This window comes from Pseudomonas sp. ADAK7 (assembly GCF_012935675.1).
In the GTDB taxonomy this organism is placed as follows: domain Bacteria; phylum Pseudomonadota; class Gammaproteobacteria; order Pseudomonadales; family Pseudomonadaceae; genus Aquipseudomonas.
Map to the genome: position 1 here is coordinate 1,248,625 of NZ_CP052861.1, position 25,050 is coordinate 1,273,674.

The window sequence follows — 25,050 nt, forward strand, 5'->3', positions numbered from 1 at the left end:
ACGTCACCCCTTTTTGCAGGAGCATCTATGACCAATCCAAAGAAAGCCGCGCCAGAACCTCAAGCCGAGGCCTCGCGAATCCGTGAAGGCTTGCCCTTCCCGCTGGGCGCGACCTGGGATGGCCTGGGGGTTAACTTCGCGCTGTTTTCCGCCAACGCCACCAAGGTCGAACTGTGCATCTTCGACGATGCCGGCGAAGTCGAACTGGAACGCATCGAACTGCCGGAGTACACCGACGAGATCTACCACGGCTACCTGCCAGACGCCCACCCGGGGCTGATCTATGGTTACCGTGTCTACGGTCCATACGACCCGGCCAACGGTCATCGCTTCAACCACAACAAACTGCTGATCGACCCCTACGCCAAGCAATTGGTCGGCCAGTTGAAATGGTCGGAAGCGCTGTTCGGCTACACCATCGGCCATAAAGATGCCGACCTCAGTTTCGACGAACGCGACAGCGCGCCGTTCGTGCCCAAGTGCAAAGTCATCGATCCGGCCCATACCTGGGGCCACGACCATCGGGTCAGCGTGCCGTGGGACAAAACGATCATTTATGAGACTCACGTACGCGGCATCAGCATGCGTCACCCTTCCGTCCCCGAGAACGTGCGTGGCACCTTCGCCGGGTTGATGGTCGATGACGTGCTGGAGCACATCCGCAAGCTCGGCGTGTCGACCGTGGAATTGCTGCCGATCCACGCCTTCGTCAACGACCAGCACCTGTTGCACAAAGGCATGACCAATTACTGGGGCTACAACAGCATCGCCTTCTTCGCCCCGGACCCGCGCTACCTGGCCAGCGGCAAGATCGCCGAGTTCAAGGAAATGGTCGCGCACCTGCACGAAGCGAATCTGGAAGTGATCCTCGACGTGGTCTACAACCACACCGCCGAGGGCAACGAACAAGGCCCGACCCTGTCGATGCGCGGCATCGACAACGCCTCGTACTACCGCTTGATGCCCGACGACAAACGTTTCTACATCAACGATTCCGGGACCGGCAACACCCTGGATTTGAGTCACCCCTGCGTGCTGCAAATGGTCACTGACTCGTTGCGCTACTGGGCCACGGAAATGCACGTCGACGGTTTCCGCTTCGACCTGGCGACCATTCTCGGGCGTTATCACGACGGCTTTGACGAACGCCACAGCTTCCTCGTCGCCTGCCGCCAGGACCCGGTATTACGCCAAGTGAAAATGATTGCCGAGCCCTGGGACTGCGGCCCCGGCGGCTATCAGGTCGGTGGCTTCCCGCCGGGCTGGGTCGAGTGGAACGACAAATTCCGCGACACCGTGCGTGCGTTCTGGAAAGGCGATGACGGCCAACTGGCAGACTTTGCCAGCCGCATGACCGCCTCCGGCGAGATGTTCAACCAGCGTGGGCGGCGGCCGTATGCCTCGGTGAATTTCATCACCGCCCACGACGGTTTCACCCTCAACGACCTGGTGTCGTACAACGACAAACACAACGAAGCCAACGACGAGAACAACCAGGACGGCAGCAACAACAACCTGTCGTGGAACCACGGCGTCGAAGGCCCGACCGATGATCCAGAGATCAACGAACTGCGCCAGCGGCAGATGCGCAACTTCTTCGCCACGCTGCTGCTGTCCCAGGGCACGCCGATGCTGGTGGCCGGCGATGAGTTCGCCCGCACCCAGGACGGCAACAACAACGCCTACTGCCAGGACAGTGACATCGGTTGGGTCAACTGGGACTTGAGCGATGACGGCAAGGCCTTGCTCAAGTTCGTCAAACGCCTGATCAAGTTGCGCCTGGCCTATCCGATCCTGCGTCGCGGGCGCTTCCTGGTGGGGAATTACAACGAGGACATCGGCGTCAAGGACGTGACCTGGCTGGCCCCGGACGGCAGCGAGATGTCCACCGAGCAATGGCAGGAAGCCCACGGTCGTTGCCTCGGTATGCTGCTCGACGGTCGCGCCCAGGAAACCGGCATCCGCCGCAAGGGCGGCGATGCGACGCTGCTGCTGGTGGTCAACGCCCACCACGACATCGTCAACTTCACCTTGCCCGAAGTGCCGGATGGTGGTCACTGGACCTGCATGATCGACACCAATCAACCGTCGATTCGCGGTCAGGAACGCTTTGAGATCGGTCACGAATATTCGGTCACCGGCCGTTCGCTGCTGCTGTTCGAATTGCAGCATGAGGAAGACGAGTGAAATGGACCTCCAGGCATTTCTTCAACAGCAACCATCGGACTACGCTGACACTCAAGCGCTAGGCCGGTGCTTGCGGGCAATGGTGGAGGCCGGTCTCGATCGGCTGCCACTGCCCGGCGATGGCCAGACATTGGCGCGTTTCCAGCGTCTGGCCGAGGTCGGCGGTCATGACCTCGGGTTGTGCAAATTGTATGAGGGCCATACCGACGCGTTGGCGATCATCCAGCAACTCGGTGGGTCGCCGACACCGGCCAGCACGTGGGGCATGTGGGCCGCCGAACCGCCGCAGGCCAAGGTTCGGGTCAGTCCTTCGGGGCATATGGTGCTGCTCAATGGGCGCAAGGCCTGGTGTTCGGGCGCGGCGGTGCTCAGCCATGCCTTGCTCACGGCGTGGGATGATCATGAACGGCAGCAATTGGTCGCGGTGGCGCTGGATCAACCGGGCGTCAACGTCACCACGGATGGCTGGCAAGCAGTGGGCATGGGCGCCACCGGCAGCGTTGAAGTGTTGTTCGAAGGGGCCGAAGCGCAAGCCATCGGCAACCCCGGCGACTACTTGCAGCGGCCGGGGTTCTGGCAAGGCGGGATCGGCATCGCCGCTTGCTGGTATGGCGCAGCCCAGAGCATTGCCGAGCGCCTGCGCCGGCATTGCGCGCAACGCCCGGAACCCCATGCCCTCGCCCATCTCGGCGCGGTCGACAGTGCCTTGCACGCGGCGGCCGAAGTGTTGCGGGTCAGTGCGCTGACCATCGACGCCAATCCCACGGACAACGCCGAACTGCTGGCCCGACGCGCCCGTGCGGTGATCGAGCACAGCGCCGAGCAGGTCATGTTGCACGTCGGCCATGCCCTCGGCGCCGGGCCTTATTGCAAGGATCGGCAATTTGCCCAATTGATGGCCGACCTGCCGGTGTTCCTGCGCCAAAGCCACGCCGAACGGGATCTCGCTGCCCTCGGCGAACAGGTCAGCAACGGGGCGTGGACGTTATGAAAGCCAACCCCATCGTCGGCCAGGGCACGCCCCTGCACCTGTGGCAAACCTCTGAACATCTGGCGCAACTGCCGGTGATCGACATCCTCGATCTGGTGCCGGAAGGTTCGCGCGCCGTGATCATCGCCCCGCATCCGGACGACGAAGTCCTCGGTTGCGGCGGCTTCCTGCAATTACTCGCCGATGCGGGCCGGCCCTTGCAGCTGATCTCGGTCACCGATGGCAGCGCCAGTCACCCCGGCTCCCGGCGTTGGCCGGTGGAGCGTTTGAGCGCCGTGCGCCCGCAGGAATCCGCCGAAGCCTTGCGCCGACTTGGCCTGCCACTGCACAGCCTGAAATGGTTGCGGGGCGGCTTTGCCGACAGTCAGGTGGCGGCTCGGGAAGCTGAGCTCGGCGATTTCATCGAACGGCATTTGCGGCCCGACGATGTGGTGTTCACCACCTGGCGCGAGGACGGTCATTGCGACCATGAAGCCGTAGGCCGTGCGAGTGCCGAGGCGGCGAAACGGGTGGGGGCGACGCTGCATGAATTGCCAGTGTGGACCTGGCACTGGGCAACCCCGGAAGACAGTTTTGTGCCGTGGCATCGCGCGCGCAAGATTCTGCTCGACCCGCCACTGATCGCACGCAAGCGTCACGCAATCCATGCCTTCGCCAGCCAGTTGGAAGGCGACCCGCAGATCGGTCTCCCACCTGTGCTGCCGCCCTACGTGCTGGAGCGATTACTGCAACCGTTCGAAGTGGTGTTTGTATGAGTGTCGAGGATCGCTATTTCGACGGATTGTTCTCGGGCAACGATGACCCTTGGGCGTTTCGCCAACGTTGGTACGAACAACGCAAACGCGCGATCACCCTCGCCGCCCTGCCCCGACCGCATTACCGTGCGATCTTCGAACCCGGCTGCGCCAACGGTGAGCTGAGCGCGGAGTTGGCCAGCCGTTGCGATCGCCTGCTGTGTTGCGACACCGCAGCCGCCGCTGTCGCCCTGGCCCGCACGCGCCTGAGCCTGTTCGATCACGCCGAAGTGCGCCAGAGCCGTCTGCCCGGCGATTGGCCTGAAGAGCAATTCGACCTGATTGTGATCAGCGAGATCGGTTATTACCTGGATGCCGACGACCTGATTCGCCTGATTGCCAAGGCCGAACAGTCGCTGACGGCCGACGGTCAACTGCTCGCCTGTCACTGGCGTCCGCCCATCGACGGCTGCCCGCTGAACGCCCGTCAGGTCCATGACCTGCTCCACGAACATTTGCACCTGCCGCGCCTGGTCCTGCATCAGGAAGCGGATTTCCTGTTGGAACTCTGGAGCCGAGAACCTCGCTCCGTGGCGGCTCTGGAGGGCTTGCGATGATTGGAATCCTGATCCCGGCACACAACGAGGAAGACCTGCTCGAAGGCTGCATCCGCGCCGCCCTGCGCGCCGGGTGTCATGAACGGCTGGAGGGTGAACCGGTGATGGTGCTGGTGGTGCTCGACAGTTGCACTGACCGTTCCGCGCGGATCGTCGAGCAATACCCGGTGCACAGCCTGGCGATCGAGGCGCGCAATGTTGGTCAGGCCCGGGCCGCCGGGGCGCGCTATCTGCTGGAACAGGGCGCGCGCTGGATTTCCTGTTCCGACGCCGACAGCCTGGTCGCCAAGGACTGGCTGGTGGCGCAACTGGCCCTGGGCGCCGACGCGGTGTGCGGCACAGTCACGGTGGATCAGTGGACTGCCGAGTTCGATCAGTCGGCGCAAATTCACTATCACCAGCATTATCAGGCCCGCGACGGTCACCGGCATATCCACGGCGCCAACCTGGGCATCAGTGCCGAGGCATATCGGCGCGCCGGCGGGTTTGAAGCCTTGGCCTGCGATGAAGATGTGCAACTGGTGCGCCAGTTGGAACTCAGCGGGGCGAACATCGCCTGGAGCCATCAGCCGCAAGTGCTGACCAGCGCCCGACTGGACAGCCGTGCACGGGGTGGTTTCGGGGATTTTTTGCGGAACATGGTACAGATTGAATAAAAAAACCATATCAGATGACACAGCGAGGCGACGAACAGAGCTGCATGAGCAATACTCTGTTGGCTGCAATCCAGGGTTCGGAGCGCGGCACATTGCTATCAACCAGCCTTCACGGGTCTGCCGGGCTTGATCGATCAAGCGTTGCACGACTGAGGGCGAGACAGAACAAGGACGTAGCCCATGAAAACGGTTTACCTCAGCGAAAGTAGCCTGCCTTCACAAATCTGGAACAACGCCGCGCAACTGGACAACATTCCCGTCATCAACACCCAGACCCTGGTCCCCGAAGGCGCCCGCGCCGTGGTGATCGCGCCCCACCCCGGCGATGAAGTGGTGATGTGCGGCGGCTTGTTGCAGCTGCTGTCCACCCTTGGCCATCCCCTGCAACTGATCTCGATCACCGACGGCAGCGCCAGCCATCCGGGCTCGCAGCAATGGTCGGAAAAGCGCTTGAGCGTGTTCCGCCCCCAGGAAAGTGTCGAAGCCTTGCGCCGCCTCGGCTTGCCGATGCACAGCCTGAAATGGATTCGTGGCGGCTTTACCGATAACGCCCTGGTCGAGCGCGAACAACAATTGAGTCACTACATTGCGCGCTACCTGCGCCCCGGCGATGTGCTGTTCAGCACCTGGCGCGAAGACGGCACCGATGACCATGACGCTGTCGGCCGGGCAGCTGCCAGGGCCGCGGCGATCGTCGGCGTGGCGTTCTACGAAATGCCGGTCTGGGCCTGGCACTTGCCGACGCGCGACCAAGGGCAGATCCCCTGGCACCGGGCCCGCAAGTTGCGCATCGACTCCTGGACCATCGCCCGCAAAAGCCACGCGACCCATGCCTATGCCAGCCAACTCGATGGCGAACCGGCCATCGGCATTGCGCCGCTGCTGCCCAAGGCGCTGCTGGAGCGGATTCGTTTGCCGTATGAAATAGTGTTTGTCTGAACGTGCCCTGCAGGAGCAATGCTTGCTCGCGATATCGATCTCAAAGACGCCATCGCGGGCAAGCCTTGCTCCGACAGAGAATCCCGCTGAACTGCCCGCTGCTCCATCAGTCGCATACTTATGCAGCCTGGATTCAGAGGAGCCAACGTGACCAGCGATTCAGAACACCGCACGCGCCAATCGGTGCCCTTGAACACACCCACCGCCATCCATCGACTGCGCGTGCTGACGGTCAATACCCACAAAGGCTTCACCGCGCTCAACCGCCGTTTCATCCTCCCGGAATTGCGTGAAGCAGTACGCAGTACCTCGGCGGACCTGGTGTTCCTGCAGGAGGTGATCGGCGAACACGAGCGTCACTCCTCCCGTTACCACGAATGGCCACAGATGTCGCAGTACGAGTTTCTCGCCGACAGCATGTGGAGTGATTTCGCCTATGGCCGTAACGCGGTCTACCCCGACGGCCACCACGGCAACGCGCTGTTGTCGAAGTACCCGATCCGCGAATTCCGCAACCTCGACGTCTCGATCACCGGCCCCGAACGCCGCGGCTTGCTGCACTGCGTACTGGACGTGCCGGGCCACGCCGAAGTCCATGCGATCTGTGTGCACCTGAGCCTGCTCGAAAGCCATCGGCAATTGCAGCTTCAGCTGCTCTGCCAACTACTCGAGTCCTTACCCGAAGATGCACCGGTGATCATCGCCGGCGACTTCAACGACTGGCAGCTGCAAGGCAATGCCGCCCTCGCCCGACGCGACTACCTGCACGAAGCTTTCGAACGCCATCACGGCCGCCCTGCCAAGACCTACCCGGCGCGCTTTCCGCTGCTGCGCCTGGACCGCATCTACCTGCGCAATGCCAGCAGCCATCACCCGACCATCCTCGGTAACCGGCCCTGGACGCACCTGTCGGACCACTTGCCGTTGGCGGTGGAAGTGCACCTGTAAGTGATGTAAGTCGGTTGAGTACCCTGTGGCGAGGGAGCTTGCTCCCGCTGGACTGCGCCAGCAGTCCCGCGCTTCAAGCAAAAGCGGGGGCCGCTTCGCAGCCCAGCGGGAGCAAGCTCCCTCGCCACAACAAGCCCTCGCCACGGTGTCAGGGTTGACAGAACCATTCGTCAGTAGCGCTCCCCTTGGTCAAAGAATGCGTCTACACCTTAAAAAAGCTTAAGGACTAGCACATTCAATTCGTTAGGGCGCGTGCCTCACGCAGTTCATGAATTAGGGTTGTTTTACAGTCCGGCGAACCACCAAGGATGACATCCCCCGAAACACGAGAAGGGATTCACCATGAGTCGCTATGCCTGGCTGCTGCGGACAATGCCGCAGGTCTTCGTTGTTCCTGCTTCACTCCTGATTTTCGTCAGTCCCCCCACCTCCGGCGCCTGCTCACTGATCGCCGGCCCCGGCAACGATGCCTTCACCTGCGACAGCGGCACCAGCGGTGCCTTGACCGATCTGGCGGGCAACAACAGCCTGACTTTCCCCGCCAACGGCACGGGCCGCATCAATGGCAACGTGACCTTCGGCGCCGGCAGCGACACCTTCGACATGAACTCCGGCACCCTCGCCGGCGCGCTCGATCTGGGCGATGGCAGCGACCGCCTGCGCATCAGCGCCGGGCAAATCACCGGCGCCGTGAGCCAGGGCAACGGCATCGACGACTTCGTCATGAGCGGCGGCACGATTCAGTCCCTGGCCCAGGGCGATGGCCGTGACACCTTCCTGATGACCGGCGGCACGATCACCGGCGCCTTCGAGGACGGCGACGTGGCGCGGATGACCGGTGGCACCATCGGCCGGGTCGACATGAAACTCGACAACAATATTTTCGACCTGTCGGGCGGGCAGATCCTCGGCAACCTGGTGACCGGGTTCGGCACCGACACCATCATCGTTTCCGGGGGTTTCATCGGCGGCAATATCAGCGTCAGCGGCGGCAACGACAGCATCACAGTGACCGGCGGCGAGATCGTCGGTGAAATCCGCGCCAGTGTCGGCGATGACATTTTGAACTGGAGCGGTGGCGGCATTATCCGCTCAGCCATTCTCATGGCCGAAGGTAACGACCGCGCGACTCTGAGCAACCTCGATGAAAGCATCCTCGCCCTCACCCCGAGTATCGACGGCGGAACCGGTAACGACCTGCTGACCTTCGACCGCACCGCCACCGCCAACCCCGCCCGCTACATCAACTGGGAAACGGTGAACCTGAGCAACGGCTCGCGATTCGACCTGGCCGGCAACTTCGTCCTGGGCGACAGCGCCAGCGGCACCGGGGTGTTCAATATCGATGCGAGCAGCACCCTGACATCGACTCAGGGCAGCATCACACCGTTTACCGCCGGGCAGTTCGCGACCCTGAACAACGACGGGGTGATTGACCTGGCCAGCGGCAACACCCGCACCGACGACACCCTGACCGTCCAGGGCAATTACGCCGGCAATAACGGCCAACTGCGGCTGCAAAGCGTGGTCGGCGACGACAGTTCCCCCAGCGACAAACTGGTGGTAAACAACGGCACGTTGACCGGCAGCACCGTGATCAGCGTCAGCAACCTGGGCGGCGTCGGCGGTTTGACCCAGCAGAACGGCATCCAGTTGGTCCAGGCCCAAGGCACGGCCGTCAGCGATAACAGCGCGTTTGTGCTCAACAGCACAGTGTCGGCGGGCGCCTACGATTACCGTCTGTTCAAGGGCGGCGTCACCGCAGGCACCGAGAACAGTTGGTACCTGCGCTCAGCGGTGGTCGCGCCGGCGGCGGCCTTTAGCATTCCCAATCCCGATCCAGACTTGCCTCCGATTATCGTGCCGGCGGTGGCGACACCTGTGGCTGCAGCCACGCCGACGATCTTCAGCATTCCCAACCCCGATCCAACCTTGCCCCCGATCCTCGTGGCGGCGGCAGCGACACCCACGGTCATCAGCATTCCCAACGCCGACCCGACCCTGCCACCGACCCTGATCACAGTGCCCGCCGCACCGGCCGGCAGTTCGCCGCTGCCGGTGTTGCCCGCCGCCGTCCCCGGCGCAGCGCCGATTCCCTTGTACCGCCCGGAAGTCCCGACCTGGTCGGTGCTGCCACCGGCCGCTGCGCAATTGACCCTCAGCGCCCTCGGCACCTTCCACGATCGCCAGGGCGAGCAGCGCCTGCTCACCGAGACCGGCGCCTTCAGCGCAGGTTGGGCGCGGGTCTATGGCAAGAACTTCGACCAGACCTGGGCCGGCACCGTGACGCCACGGCTCAACGGTTCGCTAAACGGTTTTCAAGTGGGCAACGATTTGTACAGCGCGCAAACCGACGGCGGGCAAACCCAGCGCACCGGGTTCTTCGTCGGGCACACCCGCTTACAGGGCGATGTCGACGGTTTCAACGAAGGCTTTGAAGGCAAGCGTGCCGGCAGCGTGGAACTGGAAGGCGACAGCTACGGCCTGTACTGGACGCTGACCGATCCCAAGGGCTGGTACGTCGATACGGTGGTCATGGGCACGCGGTTCGACGGCGATAACCGTTCCGAGCGCGGGCTCAAGCTCGACAACCGTGGTCACGCCCTGACGCTGTCGGCAGAGGCCGGCTACCCGATCGCCCTGGCCGGCAACTGGGTGGTGGAACCCCAGGCGCAAGTGATTCACCAGAAAATCTCCCTGGACAGTCAGGACGACGGCATTTCCCGGGTGTCCTTCGACTCCGACGGCGCCTGGACCGGTCGCCTCGGTGCGCGCCTCAAGGGTCGCTATGAAGTCAGTGGCCGGCCGCTGGAGCCGTATCTGCGGGCCAATCTGTGGCACACGTTCTCGGGGACCGACACGGTGACGTTCGATCATGTCGACCGGATCGAGAGCGAACAAAAGTCCTCCAGTGCCGATCTCGGTGTCGGGGTGGTGCTCAGCCTCGCCTCTTCCGTCAGCGTGTACGCCAGTGCCGATTACACCCGCAATATTGACAGCAATCAGTTGCGCGGCGTGGTGGGCAATGTCGGCGTCAGGTTGAGTTGGTAGGTGTTTAGCCAACTATCAAAAGCCGCTGGCTTGAGGGTTTCTTGATGATTTTTTGTACAAACAATCACTTATGGACACGCCGGAAAACAGACACTTGTAACCGCTAAAATAGCCCTACCATTTATCGGCCATTTTCTTGACGCAAGGTCACAGGTCTTCTTAGCTACACGTTACTACCCCCGGAAATACACCAGGGACAAACCTTCAGACACCCGCGAAAACGGGCGGCCACAGGCTTGCCTCATTCCATTCGGTCGCCCCTCATTCGGGGTAGGAGAGACGCCAAAGCGAGAAACGGCATGCGTTTGCAAGGTAGACCTCCATGAAAACTTCATTCACCCCCCAAGAGATCAGATTCACTGTTTGCACCGTCTCGAGCACACTCCTGCTGTGTTCATCCATGGATGTACAGGCCGGTCCTGCCGAGGACGACGCCACTCCCTGGTATCGCCAGGAAGTGCCGACACTGACCTTGCCCAACGTCGCCGCCACCTACCCTGGCCGCTACACCTTCAACCCGGACTTGCGAAGTTCACACCTGAGCACTGAAGACGCCGCGCCTGCTGCCTGGGATCAACTCTATGGCCAGGCTTCGCGCCGGGCAGAAACCGATGTTCTGTCCGGGGCTTTTACGGCCTCAGGCGCCGACGAATTCAAAGGCCCGGCCCTCCTGACCCTGCAAAGCAGCAGCGGTCATGTGCAACGGGTCGGGCTGATCGGTGGCACCAGTCAGTACCAGGGCAATAGCGATGGCCTATTGACCGGCCGCGCCATGGCCGATCCGGGCAATGACACCCTCAACCTGCAAGGCCAGAGTCTGGGCGCCTACTGGAGCCTGACCGGACCACAAGGCTGGCACGTCGATTTGACCGCCAGCGGAGGCCGGGTCAACGGCTTCAGCCGCGATGCTCAGGGCATGCGGCAAACCGCCGAGGGCAGCGCGATGACGGTGTCGGTGGAAGGTGGCTTCCCCATTGGCCTGGGCGAGAACTGGGTGGTGGAACCCCAGGCGCAGTTGATCAACCAGCGTATTACCCTGGACACGCCCTATGCCGGGGCCAATAACGCCTCATCCAGCGACCTGACGTCCTGGAGCGGCCGGGTCGGTGCGCGGTTGAAAGGCAGTTACGACATCAATGGCCTGCCCGTCGAACCCTATGTGCGGACCAACTTGTGGCACACGGTGTACACCGGCAATACCGTGACGCTGGATCAGGTGGACAAGATCAGCAGCAGTCGCAATTCATCGACCGTGGATGTGGGATTGGGGTTGGTGGCCAGGGTCACGCCCGCCGTCAGCCTGTACGTCAGCGCCGATTACAGCAGTGATGTGGATGACAATGATTTGAACGGGTTGATTGGCAGTTTGGGGGTTCGGATGCGGTGGTGAAGCCTTACGGGTTGATCGTTCCCACGCGCAGCAAAGGAATGCAGCCCGGGACGCTCCGCGTCCCATTGGAACGCGGAGCGTCCCTTGAGGCATTCCCACGCAGAGCGTGGGAACGATCAATTCCGTAGGAGCGAGGCTTGCCCGCGAAGGGAGCGACGCGGTGTTAGAGGATCAACCCTCCGGCCGCAGGATCAGCACCGCCAGCGGCGGCAGGTTCAACACCAGCGACAATGCCTGGCCATGGCTCGGTTCTTCTTCGGTAAACGCCCCGCCGCCATTGCCATAATTGGAACCGGCATAGGTGTCGGCATCGCTGTTGATCAGTTCGGCCCAGCGCCCGGCAAACGGCACGCCGATGCGATAGGCCGGACGCGGTACCGGCGTGAAGTTGGCCACCACCAGCGCGGGCCGACCGTCCTTGCTCCAGCGCATAAAGGCATAAACGCTGTTGACCGCGTCATCGCCGATCAACCACTGGAAGCCTTGCGGCGCATCGTCCTGATCGTGCAGCGCCGGTTCTTCGCGGTACAACCGGTTGAGGTCGCCCACCAGTTTTTGCACGCCTTTGTGCTCGGAGTATTGCAACAGGTACCAATCCAGTTGCTGATCGTGATTCCACTCGCGCCACTGGCCAAACTCGCAGCCCATGAACAGCAGTTTCTTGCCCGGGTGCGCCCACATGAAACTCAGGTAAGCACGCAGGTTGGCAAACTTCTGCCAGCGGTCGCCGGGCATCTTGTCGATCAGCGAATGCTTGCCGTGCACCACTTCATCGTGGGAAATCGGCAGGATGAAACGCTCGGACCACGCATACACCAGGCCGAAACTCAGCTCGTTATGGTGATGGGCGCGGTAAACCGGGTCCTGCTGGATGTAATGCAGCGAATCGTGCATCCAGCCCATGTTCCACTTGTAGTCGAAACCGAGACCACCCTGCTGGGTGTTCTGGCTGACACCTGGCCAAGCGGTGGATTCTTCAGCGATCACCAACGCACCGGGCGCTTCCAGGTCCACCACGTCGTTTAGGTGGCGCAGGAAGTCGATGGCTTCCAGGTTCTCGCGACCGCCATGGCGGTTCGGCACCCATTCGCCGGCCTTGCGCGAGTAATCGCGATAGAGCATCGACGCCACGGCATCGACCCGCAGGCCATCGACGTGGAAATGCTTGAGCCAGTGCAGCGCCGAAGCGAGCATGTAGCCGTGCACTTCGGTGCGCCCGAGGTTGTAGATCAGCGTGTCCCAATCCTGGTGAAAGCCTTCCATCGGGTTGGCGTACTCGTACAACGCCGTGCCATCGAACTGCGCCAGGCCGTGGGTATCGGTCGGGAAATGCGCCGGCACCCAATCGAGGATCACGCCGATGTCAGCCTGGTGACAGGCGTTGACGAACGCGGCGAAGTCATCCGGCGTGCCGTAACGGGCGCTCGGGGCAAATTGCGAGAGCAATTGATAACCCCAGGAACCGCCGAACGGGTGCTCCATGATCGGCATCAGTTCGATGTGGGTGAAGCCCAGTTCCTTCACATACGGAATCAACCGGTCGGCCAACTCATGCCAGGTGTACTGACGGGCGACCTCGCCCAGATCGTCCAGTTCGCACTGCCACGAACCGGCGTGCAACTCGTAGATCGACAGCGGCGCACTGGGTTTCTGCTTGTCGCCGCGCGCCTGCATCCACTCATGGTCCTGCCACTCGATTTGCAACGGAGCCGCGACTTTCGACGCGGTGTCCGGCGGCATTTGCGTGGCCAGGGCCATTGGGTCGGCCTTCAGCGGCAGAATGCCCTGGGTGCCGAGGATTTCGTACTTGTACGCCTCCCCCGCTTGCAGGCGTGGGATGAACAATTCCCAGACTCCGGTCGGATGGCGCAAGCGCATCGGATGCCGACGGCCGTCCCAGACGTTGAAATCGCCCACGACGGAAACACGCTTGGCGTTCGGCGCCCATACCGCAAAGCGCACGCCATCGACGCCATCGACGTTCTTCAGTTGCGCGCCGAGGCAGGCGCTGAGGTCGCGGTGATTGCCTTCGGCGAACAGGTACAAGTCCATCTCACCGAGCAACGGCCCGAAGCTGTAAGGATCTTCCGCAACCTGCTCGCCACCGGCCCAGCGCGTGCGCAGCAGATAGGGCTGGGCGCGGTCGAAGTGGCCGACGAACAGCCCCGGCGTCTGGGTGGCTTCAAGGCTGCCCAGCTCTTCGCCGGAATCCCTGGCCAACACCTGCACGCTCAATGCGTCGGGCAGATAGGCGCGGATGAATTGCCCGCCATGCTCATCGCCGTGGGGGCCGAGGATCGCAAACGGGTCGTGGTGTTCGGCGCGTACCAGCGCATCAATGTCTCGCGCCCTGGGTAGCAGCGCTTCTTTGTGATGCCCCTGTTCCTTGTTCGAGAAACTCATGACTACTCTCCACCAAGATCGGAAAAGGGTTTGAGCCCACTCAATAACCCATACAAACCGTGCAACGGCACCGGCAGCCAGGTGGGGCGATTTTCCGCCTCATAAGCCACTTCGTAGGCCGCCTTCTCCAGGCCGAACAACGCCAGTGCGGCGTCCTCGCCTTCAGGATCTTGCCACGCATGAGCAAGACTAGCTGCCGCCAGCCGATAAGCGTCGATAAATGCCTGCTGCGCTTCAATTAGATAGCGATCAGCGACCCGTTGCCGCGCCGCTTGGGCATCGGCGGTGTTGTCGACGTTGTGCACGTTGATCGCCATCGCCGCGGCGTAGTCGAAGGAGCGCAGCACACCGCTGACATCTTTATACGGACTGTGCTTGCCCCGGCGCTCGCTGAGCGGCCGCGCCGGTTCGCCTTCAAAGTCGATCAGGTAGGCATCGCCCTTGATCACCAGCACCTGGCCCAAGTGCAAGTCGCCATGCACGCGAATCCGCAATCCACCGACGGCTTTCTTGCCCAGTTCCTGGACATGGCCGAGGATGGTTTTTTTGTTGTCCAGCAAATGAGTGACCAGCGCTTTGTCGGCCGGGTTCAATTCGCTTTGATGCTGCTTGAGCAACTTCAGCGCGTGTTCCAGCTGCGCCGCCACGTCCTTGGCCGAGGCCAGGGCTTCTTTCGCCGTGGTGACCTGCGGGGCGAAGTCGGGGTTGTCGCTCGGCGCCGCCAGGATCTGGTGCATTTCCCCCAGGCGTTGACCGAGCATGCCGGCGAAATCGCGCAACTCACCCAAGGCGTTGTAGTGCTGCTCCTGCTCGGACATGGCATCGGCCAGTTCATCACGCAACGCACGCTCGAGGTTGTTCTGGGTCCATTCCCAGGCATCGCCCTGATTGCTCAAGTAGCCTTGGGCGATCATCAACAACGTGTCTTCACCCTTGCCATCGCGGCGAATTACCGAACCCAGCAGCGGTGAAATATTGGCGAAACCGGCGTGGGTCAGGTACGCGCTCATTTCCAGTTCCGGGTGCACGCCCGAGGCGATTTTGCGGATCAGTTTCAGCACCAGGCTGTTGCCGATCACCACCGAACTGTTGGACTGCTCGGCGGACAGGTAGCGCACTTCCGATTCTGCGCTCAGGCCGCGTTTCTCCAGTTCCTGGGTCGCCTCGAACCGAATCTCGCCTTCGCTGGACTGCAACACAGTGCTGGCCTGAATGCCGTCAAGCACCGCGTGGACGTAGGTTTCAAGGGCGAACGCATCGGTGATCAAGCCGACCTGACGCACACGCCGAACCCGCGACAAAGCCAGTTGCTGCGGCAGTGCCGCGCCGACCTGATCTTCAGAGATAAAGCCGAACGGCAGTTGATAACGACTGGTCTGGCCGCCACTGGTGACATCAATTTCACTCAACAGCACCGGGTGCAGCGGATCGCCGAAGCGCACGCCGTAGGCAATGTTGACCTTGTCGATGGCCGCGTCCTTGCCGGCAAACCAGCGCCGGTTCTGCAACCAGTTCGGCAGGATGTCCTGCTCCAGCGTGCCGCGGGACGGCGCTTCGAGCAGTTCTTCCATGCGTTTTTTCAGCACCAGGGTGGTGAAGTCCGGCAGGCTTTGCGCGGGCTCCACGTGCCAGCTCGGCATCTGGTTTTCCGCCGCCAGGACGAACCAATAGAAGCCGTACGGCGCCAGGGTCAGCAGGAAGTTCAACTGGCCAATGGGCGGGAAAGCGTTACCGCCGAGCATCTCTACCGGGACCATGCCGGCGTAGGCCGACAGGTCGAGTTCCGCTGCTTGCGCGCTGCGCGACACGTTGGCCACGCAAAGGATGATTTCGTGCTTGCCGTCAGCACCGGTGAATTCACGGGTGTAAGCCAGAATCCGTCGGTTGCTCGGCGAGAGCATTTTCAGCGTGCCACGGCCGAACGCCTTGGACTGCTTGCGCACGGCGAGCATGCGCCGGGTCCAGTTCAGCAGCGAATGTGGGTCGCCGGCCTGGGTTTCGACGTTGACCGACAGGTAGCCGTATTGCGGGTCCATGATCGGCGGCAGCACCAGGCTGGCCGGGTCGGCGCGGGAGAAGCCGCCGTTACGGTCGATCGACCATTGCATCGGCGTACGCACGCCGTCGCGGTCGCCGAGGTAGATGTTGTCGCCCATGCCGATTTCATCGCCGTAATACAAGGTCGGCGTGCCGGGCATCGACAGCAGCAGGCTGTTGAGCAATTCGACGCGGCGACGGTCACGCTCCATCAGCGGCGCGAGACGGCGGCGAATCCCCAGGTTGATCCGCGCCCGACGGTCGGCCGCGTAGTAATTCCACAGGTAATCGCGCTCCTTGTCGGTGACCATTTCCAGGGTCAGCTCATCGTGGTTGCGCAGGAAAATCGCCCACTGGCAGTTGGCCGGGATCTCCGGGGTCTGGCGCAGGATATCGGTGATAGGGAAACGATCTTCCTGGGCCAGCGCCATGTACATGCGCGGCATCAGCGGGAAGTGGAACGCCATGTGGCATTCGTCGCCGTTCAGGCCGATGGCGTCGGCGTCACCGAAGTACAGCTGGGTGTCTTCCGGCCATTGGTTGGCCTCGGCCAGCAGCATGCGGTCGGGGTAGTTCGCGTCGATTTCGGCACGGATCTGCTTGAGGACGTCGTGGGTCTCGGGCAGGTTTTCGTTGTTGGTGCCGTCGCGCTCGATCAGGTACGGGATCGCGTCCAGACGCAGACCGTCAATGCCCATGTCCAGCCAGTAGCGCATGACCGAGAGCACCGCTTTCATGACTTGCGGGTTGTCGAAGTTCAAGTCCGGTTGGTGCGAGTAGAAACGGTGCCAGAAGTACTGGCCGGCCACAGGGTCCCAGGTCCAGTTGGACTTCTCGGTGTCGAGGAAAATGATGCGGGTGCCGGCGTACTTTTGGTCGTCATCGGACCAGACGTAGAAATCCCGGGCGGCCGAGCCTTTCTTGGCTTTGCGCGCACGCTGGAACCAGGCGTGCTGATCGGAGGTGTGGTTGATGACCAGCTCGGTGATCACCCGCAGACCGCGTTTGTGCGCCTCGGCGATAAAGCGCTTGGCGTCGGCCATGGTGCCGTAATCGGAATGCACGCCGCGGTATTCGGCGATGTCGTAGCCGTCATCACGGCGTGGCGATGGATAGAACGGCAACAGCCAGATGGTGTTGACGCCCAGATCGGCAATGTAATCGAGTTTGGCGATAAGCCCGGGAAAGTCGCCGATCCCGTCATTGTTGGAGTCGAAAAAAGACTTAACGTGAACCTGGTAAATCACCGCATCCTTGTACCAGAGTGGATCCTTGATAAAAGTTGTGGCCTTGGGTTTCTTCGCCATTTGAAACTCCTGTTGAAAACAGAAAACGCCTCGACCCAGATCGTTCCCACGCTCTGCGTGGGAATGCCTCAACGGACGCTCCGCGTTCGGCTCTGGAAGGGACGCGGAGCGTCCCGGGCTGCATTCCCACGCAGAGCGTGGGAATGATCGTGTCGATCGTGCTAGACGGTAATTCGCCAAATCCCGAACGGCTGATGCGCCGGGTCGATCCGCATGAATTGATACTTGCCGTGCCAGGTCCAGCGGTGACCGTTCATCAAGTCTTCGCCTTGAGTGCTGGCGTCATCGGGCAAGCCCATTTCCCACAGCGGCAATTCGAAATTGGCTTCCTGGACGTTGTGCGGGTCGAGGCTGACGGCCACCAGAATGAAGTTGCTGCCGTCGGCGCTGCGCTTGCCGAAATACAGAATGTTGTCGTTCCAGGCGTTGTAGATCTTCAGCCCCAGGTGCGTCTGCAACGCCGGGTTCTGCCGGCGGATGCGGTTGAGCTGGGCGATCTCGGCAATGATGTTGCCCGGCGCATTGAAGTCCCGCGGGCGGATCTCGTACTTCTCGGAATTGAGGTATTCCTCCTTGCCCGGGATCGGTGCCGCCTCGCACAGTTCGAACCCCGAATACATGCCCCACAGGCCCGAGCCCATGGTCGCCAGCGCCGCGCGGATCAGAAAACCGGGGCGTCCGGACTCATGGAGAAACGCCGGGTTGATGTCCGGGGTGTTGACGAAGAAGTTCGGGCGGAAGCATTCACTCCACGGTGACTCGTTCAGTTCACTGAAATAGGTCGACAGCTCGTACTTGGTGTTGCGCCAGGTGAAATAGGTGTAGCTCTGGGAATACCCGACCTTGCCCAGCCGCGCCATCATCGCCGGGGTGGTAAAGGCTTCGGCGAGGAAGATCACCTCGGGGTGCAGCGCCCGCACATCGGCGATCAGCCATTGCCAGAACGGCAGCGGCTTGGTGTGCGGGTTGTCGACGCGAAAGATCTTCACGCCCTCCTCGACCCAACCGACTACGATGTCGCGCAATTCCACCCAGAGGCTGGGGATGGCGTCAGCGGCATAGAAGTCGACGTTGACGATGTCCTGGTATTTCTTCGGCGGGTTTTCGGCGTATTTGATCGTGCCGTCAGGCCGCCAGTTGAACCAGCCCGGATGCTGCTGCAGCCACGGGTGGTCCTGGGAGCACTGGATGGCGAAGTCGAGGGCGATTTCCAGCCCATGCTCGGCCGCCGCGACGACTAGTCGGCGGAAGTCTTCGCGGGTGCCCAGCTCGGAATGAATCGCCTCGTGGCCGCCCTCGGCACTGCCGATGGCGTACGGGCTGCCCGGATCGTCGGGGCCGGCGGTCAGGGAATTGTTCGGGCCTTTGCGGTAGCTGCGGCCGATCGGGTGGATCGGCGGGAAGTACAGCACGTCGAAGCCCATGTCCTGAATCATCGGCAGCCGCGAGTGCACGTCGTTAAAGGTGCCGTGACGTGCAGGATCGTCGGTGATCGAGCGCGGAAACAGCTCGTACCAACTGGCGAACTGGGCGATTTCCCGTTCGACGTCCAGCGGGTATTCCTGGCTCAGGCTCAGGTAGGCGCGGTGATCGGCCTCGGCCATGAGGTCGGCGCTACGCTGGTGCAGGAACAGCGCGACCTGCTCGGTTTCGAGCAGCCCGGACAGTTCATGGTGCAGGCCCGCCAGTTGCTCGCTCAGTTCACCTTCGCTGCGCTCGCCGGCCTGTTGCACCATCGTACGGCCTTCCTGCAATTCCAGGCTGACTGGCACCCGCGCGGTGTGTTTCTTTTCGAGTTCATAACAGAAGCTGGCGAACTGATCGATCCAGGCTTCGATGCAGAACACGTGACGGCCCTGGCGCTCGACCCGGAACCGGCCCTGCCAGTCGTTGTTGCCCAGGTCCGCCATGGTTTCGCTGTGCCAGGACTCCTCGCCCTCGCCGCGCCAGCGGATGCGCACGGCCAATTTGTCGTGGCCGTCAGCAAAGACCTTGCTGGTCACCAGCACGTCCTGACCGACCACTGCCTTGACGGCAAACTGCCCGCCATCGAGGGTCGGCATGACGTTTTCAATCGCAATGCGCGGCAGCAACAACGCCTGCGACAGCGGCATGTGCGGGTTGTAGCTGAGTTCTGTCGGCTTTTCAGCGATCATCGAGCATCTCTCCTTTACGCCCCCAAGGACGCTCTTGTGCCTGATGTTCATCCCCGTGGGCCGGTCCGTCCCGGAATGAACTCACTTAGGTTCCGAGCGACAGGCGCCGGTAAAAGTTCACGGGGATTTGCTTGAGTATTAGTGGGAATCAAAACCTGCACGCGGTGGTCAACTCACTTAAGCACGACTCACGCCATGTGCAACAAGGAGGCTTCAACGATGAGCATTCCGATCCCGGCTGAAACGCCTGATCCCAACATCGACAACCCGACGATACCGCCGACCGAGCCGGATCCGGTCCCGGAACAGGAGCCGCCGGGCACCACCCCGCCCCCTCGCGAAGACCCGCCGGAGACCATGCCGCCGGTGATCGTCAGCCCCGAGTAAGATCGCTCCCACGCTCCGCGTGGGAATGCAGCCCGGGACGCTCTGCGTCCCAGTGGAACGCGGAGCGTCCCTTGAGGCATTCCCACGCGGAGCGTGGGAACGATCTTACGGTTCACGGTTGTTGTTCTTGTCGAGCATCCGCACCACCATCGGCATCACGCTGAAAATCGCCAATGCCAGCAACGTGCTGAGCACCGCCGTCGCTTCGCGGCCCATCCCGGCGGAAACGCCAATGGCTGCGGTCATCCACAAACCGGCGGCGGTGGTCAGGCCTTTCACGTGGCCCTCATCGCCTTCGGTGTTCTTCAGGATGGTCCCGGCGCCGAGAAAGCCGATCCCGGCGATCACCCCTTGCACCACTCGGCTCATGGCATCGGCCTGGGAGCCGGACATCTGCGGCACCAGCACAAACAGCGCTGCGCCCAGGGCCACCAACATATGCGTGCGCACCCCGGCAGCCTTGCCCTTGTGCTCACGCTCGAAACCCAAAATGCCGCCCAGCAACGCGGCCATCAGCAGGCGCACGGTAATGCGCGTCAGTTGCGAAGCGTCGCCAACGTCGGCGAACTCCGCTTGCAGCGTCACCCAAACTTCATGCCACCAGGCGTCCATCGCGCAGTCCTTGTGAGAGTTGATAGAGGGTGGACCGCGCCGACCATTAATCGGTTGCACAGAACGATAGCCGTCGCTGGCGACCTAACGTTTCAGTCTCCGCCGAAAAAAGGACAGAACCATGACCGTGCGCATCGAAAGCCAAACCTGCTTTTTCACCACCGAAAACGGCGAAGAAATTCGCCTGTGCCCCGACGTCACCGTCATCACCGACTCGGAAAAAGCCATGTCGGCGGTGGAGATCAACGGCCAGCGTATTTACATCACCGAAGCAGAAGCCGACGCATTGACCGTAGCAGGTGCCGTTGACGGTCGTAAGCATTTGAAGGCCACCGACAGTGATTCGGTGATTTGACTGACCCGGATCAACAACGCCTGCAGGCGCCTGGGATAGGCGCCTGCGGCCTGCGTTCGCGGGTGCATCAAGTTGTCGCAGGCACCCGTTCAAATCCCATCTGATCCGCTTTTTATTGCTATACCTGAGTCTGTTATGCAAACAGATCGCCGCTCATAGTGCACCGGCCTGATGGAGGCTGATGAGCGAACGACCATGAGCGAGAGAATCCCCGTCCGAACCGTAGAGACATACGAGCCTTCGCGTCCAAAGATGAAGGCCAAATCCAGCGACAACCTGATCCACACCCGCAGCTTCACCGGCCTGTACCGCACCTTGCGCATGAGCGGTGCCGGTTTCCTGTTCCTCGCCTTCTTCGGCACGGTGTGGCTGAACTGGGGCGGCCGCCAGGCGGTGCTCTGGGACTTGTCCGAAAGCAAATTCCACATTTTTGGCGCGACCTTCTGGCCGCAGGATTTCATCCTGCTTTCCGCGTTGCTGATCATTGCCGCGTTCGGCCTGTTTGCGATCACGGTGTTTGCGGGCCGGGTCTGGTGCGGCTACACCTGCCCGCAAAGCTCCTGGACCTGGATCTTCATGTGGTGCGAGAAGATCACCGAAGGCGAGCGCAACCAGCGGATCAAGCTGCAAGCCGCGCCCTGGGGCCTGAACAAACTGTTGCGGCGTTCGGCCAAGCACACGCTGTGGCTGGCAATCAGCCTGCTCACCGGCCTGACCTTTGTCGGTTACTTCACGCCGATCCGCCCCTTGGCCGAAGAACTGCTGACCCTGCAAATGGCCGGCGTCAGTCTGTTCTGGGTGATCTTCTTTACCGGCGCCACTTACATCAACGCCGGTTGGCTGCGTGAAGCGGTGTGCATGCACATGTGCCCGTATGCGCGGTTCCAGAGCGTGATGTTCGACAAGGACACCCTGACCATTTCCTACGACGTGGCCCGCGGCGAAAACCGTGGCCCGCGCAAACGCGAGGTGAAACCGGCCGACGTCGGCCTCGGCGATTGCATCGACTGCCAGGTCTGCGTGCAGGTCTGCCCGACCGGCATCGACATCCGCGACGGCTTGCAGATGGAATGCATCGGTTGCGCGGCGTGCATCGACGCCTGCGATTCGATCATGGACAAAATGGGCTACGCTCGCGGACTGATCAGCTACACCTCCGAGCATGAGTTGCAGGGTGGCAAGACCCACCTGCTGCGTCCGCGCCTGATCGGTTACACGGCGGTGCTGCTGATCATGATCGGCGCGCTGGCCCTAGCGCTGGTGGAACGGCCGATGGTGTCGCTGGACGTCACCAAGGACCGTGGCATGTACCGTGAGAACAGCGAAGGCCTGATCGAGAACATCTACAGCCTCAAAGTCATCAACAAGACCCAGCAGCGCCAGGATTACCGCTTGAGCCTGGTGGATGGCGAGGGTTTCCAGCTGCAAGGCAAGACTGAGTTGAGCCTGGCGCCGGGCGAGATTGTCGATGTGCCGCTGTCGGTGGCGATGACCACGGAACGGCCGAGCAGCAGCTCGCAAACCATCAGCTTCAAGATTGTCGACAGCGATGAGCCGGACATCTACAGCGTGGCGCAGAGCCGGTTTGTTGCGCCGATGAATCGCTGAGCCGTTAAGATGCCGCCCATTGTCAGGCGCGGTCCATTGTGGCGAGGGAGCTTGCTCCCGCTCGGCTGCGAAGCAGTCGCAAAGATTTTGGGGGCGCTACGCACCCCAGCGGGAGCAAGCTCCCTCGCCACAACTGTGTACACATGAAAAATTTCAAACCGGGTTCTAGATGAAACGCTACGAAAAATTCGCCGATGACATCGCTGAACTGATCCGCTCCGGGGTCCTCGGCCCCGGCCAGCGCGTGCCGTCGGTGCGCTACGCCAGCCAGACCTACGGGGTCAGCCCGTCCACGGTGTTCCAGGCTTATTACCTGCTGGAACGGCGCGGCCTGATCCGGGCGCGGCCGCGTTCCGGCTACTTCGTCAACACCCACGCCCCGAGCCCGTTCTCGGAGCCGGTGATCAGCAGCCAGGTCAACGAGTCCACCAAAGTCGACGTCAGCGAACTGGTGTTCTCGGTCCTCGACTCGATCAAGGACCCCAACACCGTGCCGTTCGGCTCGGCGTTCCCCAGCCCTACCCTGTTCCCGCTGCAACGCCTGTCCCGCTCCCTGGCCAGTGCCGCCCGGGAGATGGACCCGCGCATGGTCGTCACCGACATGTCGCCGGGCAACCCGCAGCTACGCAGGCAAATCGCCCTGCGCTACATGGTCGGCGGGCTGATGTTGCCGATGGAAGAGTTGCTGATCACCAACGGCGCCCTAGAAGCCCTGAACCTGTGCCTGCAAGCCGTCACCGAACCCGGCGACCTGGTGGCCATCGAAGCCCCGGCGTTCTACGCCAGCCTGCAAGTGCTGGAACGCCTGAAGCTCAAAGCGGTGGAAATCCCGGTGCACCCGCGGGACGGCATCGACCTCGGCGTGCTCGCGCAAACCCTGGAGCGCCACCCGATCAAGGCCTGCTGGTGCATGACCAGTTTCCAGAACCCGATGGGCGCGACCATGCCTGAGGCGAAGAAGCAGGAATTGGTGGAATTGTTGCGCAGCCATCAAGTGCCGCTGATCGAGGACGACGTCTACGCCGAGCTCTATTACGGCCAACAAGCGCCGAAACCGGCCAAGGCGTTTGATACCGAGGGTTTGGTGATGCATTGCGGTTCATTCGCCAAGAGCCTGGCCCCCGGCTACCGCATCGGCTGGGTCGCCGCCGGGCGTTACGCGCAGAAAATCGAACGGCTGAAGCTCATGACCTCGCTCTGCGCCTCGATGCCGGCCCAGGCAGCCATCGCCGATTACCTGCAACACGGCGGCTACGACCGCCACCTGCGCAAACTGCGTTACGCCCTGGAAGAACAGCAAAGCGCCATGCTCGCCGCCATCGCCCGCTACTTCCCGGCGCAGACCCGCGTCAGCCAGCCGGCCGGCGGCTACTTTCTGTGGCTGGAGCTGCCACCGCAGATGGATTCGTTGAAGTTGTTCCAGATGGCGCTGGCCCAAGGCATCAGCATCGCGCCGGGGCCGATCTTTTCACCGACCCAGCGTTTCAGGAATTGCATTCGCCTGAACTACGGCAGCCCGTGGGATGAGGCTTCGGAGAAGGCGATGGAGACGTTGGGCAGGATCGTCAGGTCGTTCTGACAGTGATCGTTCCCACGCGCCCCGCCTGATCGTTCCCACGCTCTGCGTGGGAATGCCGCCACGGACGCTCCGCGTTTGGCTTCGGATGTGACGCAGAGCGTCACGGGATTCATTCCCACGCAGAGCGTGGGAACGATCAGGGTCAGCGCCCACCACCAAGGTCAACGAAAGTCCCCGTCGCATACGAAGCCTTATCCGACAACAACCACACAATCGCCTCCGCCACTTCATCCGGGCGCCCGCCGCGGGCCATCGGGATCGCCGATTCCAGCTTGCTGACCCGATCCGGATCGCCGCTCAGCGCGTGGAAATCGGTGTAGATGTAGCCGGGACGCACGGCGTTGACCCGAATCCCTTCACCCGCCACTTCTTTCGAGAGGCCAATGGTGAAGGTGTCCAGCGCGCCTTTGGACGCGGCGTAGTCGACGTATTCGCTGGGGGCGCCCAAGCGTGCGGCCACCGAAGACACATTGACGATGCTGCCACCCTGCCCGCCGTGCTTGGGCGACATGCGCAGGATCGCGTGCTTGGCGCAGAGGATCGGCGCCAGGACGTTGGTCTTGAGGATTTTGAGGATGCGGAATTCGGACATTTCATCGACCCGGGACTTGTGGCCGACGGTGCCGGCGTTGTTCACCAACGCCGTGACCCGGCCCAGTTCGGTGTCGACTCGGTGAAACATGGCGACGACTTCGTCTTCGATGCTGACGTCAGCCCGTACCGCTATGGCTTGCGCACCCAGCGCGCGGACTTGCTCAAGCACGCTTTGCGCAGCCTGTTCGTCAGCCAGGTAGTTGATACAGATCCGATAGCCCTGCGCAGCGGCCAACAACGCCGTGGCGGCGCCGATTCCGCGGCTGCCGCCGGTGATGACGATGACTTTTTCCATGCTGACATTCCCCATTTCAAGCTTAAGCAGTCGGGGGCAAGAATAACCGCCATTGGCGGGTTTTGCATGGGCCTGCATCAATTGTCATGGCAGCGACCCCGTAGCAGCTGTCGAGCACCGCGAGGCAGCGTTCGGCGACGAAGTCGTCGTAAAATCAGCCAACGCGGTGTATCAGGCAGACCGCGTGCGCAGGGTTTGCGACGA

18 protein-coding genes are annotated in these 25,050 nt (G+C 62.1%); 13 read left to right on the top strand and 5 right to left on the bottom strand.

The features are described 5' to 3' along the window. Nucleotides 1–27: 27 nt before the first annotated feature. From glgX to HKK53_RS05550, 9 genes are all read left to right on the top strand, one after another. A complete protein-coding gene (gene glgX / locus HKK53_RS05510; protein WP_169369911.1) occupies nucleotides 28–2,187 on the top strand; it encodes a glycogen debranching protein GlgX in 2,160 nt (719 codons plus the stop codon). A gap of 1 nt (nucleotide 2,188) precedes the next feature. Beyond that, nucleotides 2,189–3,178, top strand: a complete 990-nt coding sequence (locus tag HKK53_RS05515; protein ID WP_169369912.1) for an acyl-CoA dehydrogenase — start codon at nucleotides 2,189–2,191, stop codon at nucleotides 3,176–3,178. Continuing rightward, a complete protein-coding gene (locus tag HKK53_RS05520) occupies nucleotides 3,175–3,933 on the top strand; it encodes a PIG-L deacetylase family protein (protein ID WP_169369913.1) in 759 nt (252 codons plus the stop codon). Before HKK53_RS05515 ends, HKK53_RS05520 begins: the two co-directional genes overlap by 4 nt. Beyond that, nucleotides 3,930–4,529, top strand: a complete 600-nt coding sequence (locus HKK53_RS05525) for an SAM-dependent methyltransferase (RefSeq protein WP_169369914.1) — start codon at nucleotides 3,930–3,932, stop codon at nucleotides 4,527–4,529. Before HKK53_RS05520 ends, HKK53_RS05525 begins: the two co-directional genes overlap by 4 nt. Continuing rightward, nucleotides 4,526–5,185 carry a glycosyltransferase gene (locus HKK53_RS05530; protein ID WP_169369915.1) on the top strand — a complete coding sequence of 220 codons (660 nt, stop codon included), beginning with the start codon at nucleotides 4,526–4,528 and terminating at the stop codon, nucleotides 5,183–5,185. The genes HKK53_RS05525 and HKK53_RS05530 overlap by 4 nt, the downstream gene beginning before the upstream one ends. Before the next feature lie 180 nt (nucleotides 5,186–5,365). Further along, nucleotides 5,366–6,124, top strand: a complete 759-nt coding sequence (locus tag HKK53_RS05535) for a PIG-L deacetylase family protein (RefSeq protein ID WP_169369916.1) — start codon at nucleotides 5,366–5,368, stop codon at nucleotides 6,122–6,124. Nucleotides 6,125–6,244: 120 nt separating this feature from the next. Continuing rightward, complete coding sequence (locus HKK53_RS05540) at nucleotides 6,245–7,072, top strand: endonuclease/exonuclease/phosphatase family protein (RefSeq protein ID WP_429527000.1); 828 nt, start codon at nucleotides 6,245–6,247, stop codon at nucleotides 7,070–7,072. Between the two features lie 342 nt (nucleotides 7,073–7,414). After that, nucleotides 7,415–10,123: an autotransporter family protein gene (locus tag HKK53_RS05545; RefSeq protein ID WP_169369918.1), complete on the top strand. Its 2,709-nt coding sequence runs from the start codon at nucleotides 7,415–7,417 to the stop codon at nucleotides 10,121–10,123. 322 nt (nucleotides 10,124–10,445) lie between these two features. Further along, complete coding sequence (locus tag HKK53_RS05550; RefSeq protein WP_169369919.1) at nucleotides 10,446–11,513, top strand: autotransporter domain-containing protein; 1,068 nt, start codon at nucleotides 10,446–10,448, stop codon at nucleotides 11,511–11,513. A gap of 171 nt (nucleotides 11,514–11,684) precedes the next feature. Here HKK53_RS05550 and glgB read toward each other — a convergent pair whose 3' ends face one another. The 3 genes from glgB to HKK53_RS05565 form a co-directional block, all read right to left on the bottom strand. Further along, nucleotides 11,685–13,916 carry a 1,4-alpha-glucan branching protein GlgB gene (gene glgB, locus HKK53_RS05555; RefSeq protein WP_169369920.1) on the bottom strand — a complete coding sequence of 744 codons (2,232 nt, stop codon included), beginning with the start codon at nucleotides 13,914–13,916 and terminating at the stop codon, nucleotides 11,685–11,687. Nucleotides 13,917–13,918: 2 nt separating this feature from the next. After that, the gene (treS, locus tag HKK53_RS05560; RefSeq protein ID WP_169369921.1) at nucleotides 13,919–17,260 is read right to left on the bottom strand and encodes a maltose alpha-D-glucosyltransferase; all 3,342 of its coding nucleotides are present in this window, start codon (nucleotides 17,258–17,260) and stop codon (nucleotides 13,919–13,921) included. Between the two features lie 161 nt (nucleotides 17,261–17,421). Continuing rightward, a complete protein-coding gene (locus HKK53_RS05565) occupies nucleotides 17,422–19,416 on the bottom strand; it encodes an alpha-1,4-glucan--maltose-1-phosphate maltosyltransferase (RefSeq protein WP_169369922.1) in 1,995 nt (664 codons plus the stop codon). A 195-nt stretch (nucleotides 19,417–19,611) separates the two neighbouring features. Between HKK53_RS05565 and HKK53_RS05570 the strand changes: the two genes are divergently transcribed. Next, the gene (locus HKK53_RS05570) at nucleotides 19,612–19,803 is read left to right on the top strand and encodes a hypothetical protein (RefSeq protein WP_169368738.1); all 192 of its coding nucleotides are present in this window, start codon (nucleotides 19,612–19,614) and stop codon (nucleotides 19,801–19,803) included. Nucleotides 19,804–19,908: 105 nt separating this feature from the next. On the opposite strand, the gene HKK53_RS05575 is transcribed toward HKK53_RS05570, so the two are convergent. Continuing rightward, the gene (locus HKK53_RS05575) at nucleotides 19,909–20,415 is read right to left on the bottom strand and encodes an MgtC/SapB family protein (RefSeq protein ID WP_169369923.1); all 507 of its coding nucleotides are present in this window, start codon (nucleotides 20,413–20,415) and stop codon (nucleotides 19,909–19,911) included. Between the two features lie 121 nt (nucleotides 20,416–20,536). Here HKK53_RS05575 and HKK53_RS05580 point away from each other — a divergent pair, with 121 nt between their 5' ends. The 3 genes from HKK53_RS05580 to mapR all read left to right on the top strand — a co-directional run bounded on the left by HKK53_RS05580 (nucleotide 20,537) and on the right by mapR (nucleotide 23,957). Next, nucleotides 20,537–20,770: a DUF3203 family protein gene (locus tag HKK53_RS05580; protein ID WP_169369924.1), complete on the top strand. Its 234-nt coding sequence runs from the start codon at nucleotides 20,537–20,539 to the stop codon at nucleotides 20,768–20,770. Nucleotides 20,771–20,965: 195 nt separating this feature from the next. Beyond that, the gene (gene ccoG, locus HKK53_RS05585) at nucleotides 20,966–22,378 is read left to right on the top strand and encodes a cytochrome c oxidase accessory protein CcoG (RefSeq protein WP_169369925.1); all 1,413 of its coding nucleotides are present in this window, start codon (nucleotides 20,966–20,968) and stop codon (nucleotides 22,376–22,378) included. A gap of 169 nt (nucleotides 22,379–22,547) precedes the next feature. Beyond that, nucleotides 22,548–23,957, top strand: a complete 1,410-nt coding sequence (gene mapR, locus HKK53_RS05590) for a GntR family transcriptional regulator MpaR (RefSeq protein ID WP_169369926.1) — start codon at nucleotides 22,548–22,550, stop codon at nucleotides 23,955–23,957. 142 nt (nucleotides 23,958–24,099) lie between these two features. On the opposite strand, the gene HKK53_RS05595 is transcribed toward mapR, so the two are convergent. Continuing rightward, nucleotides 24,100–24,846: an SDR family oxidoreductase gene (locus tag HKK53_RS05595; RefSeq protein ID WP_169369927.1), complete on the bottom strand. Its 747-nt coding sequence runs from the start codon at nucleotides 24,844–24,846 to the stop codon at nucleotides 24,100–24,102. Nucleotides 24,847–25,050: the final 204 nt, after the last annotated feature.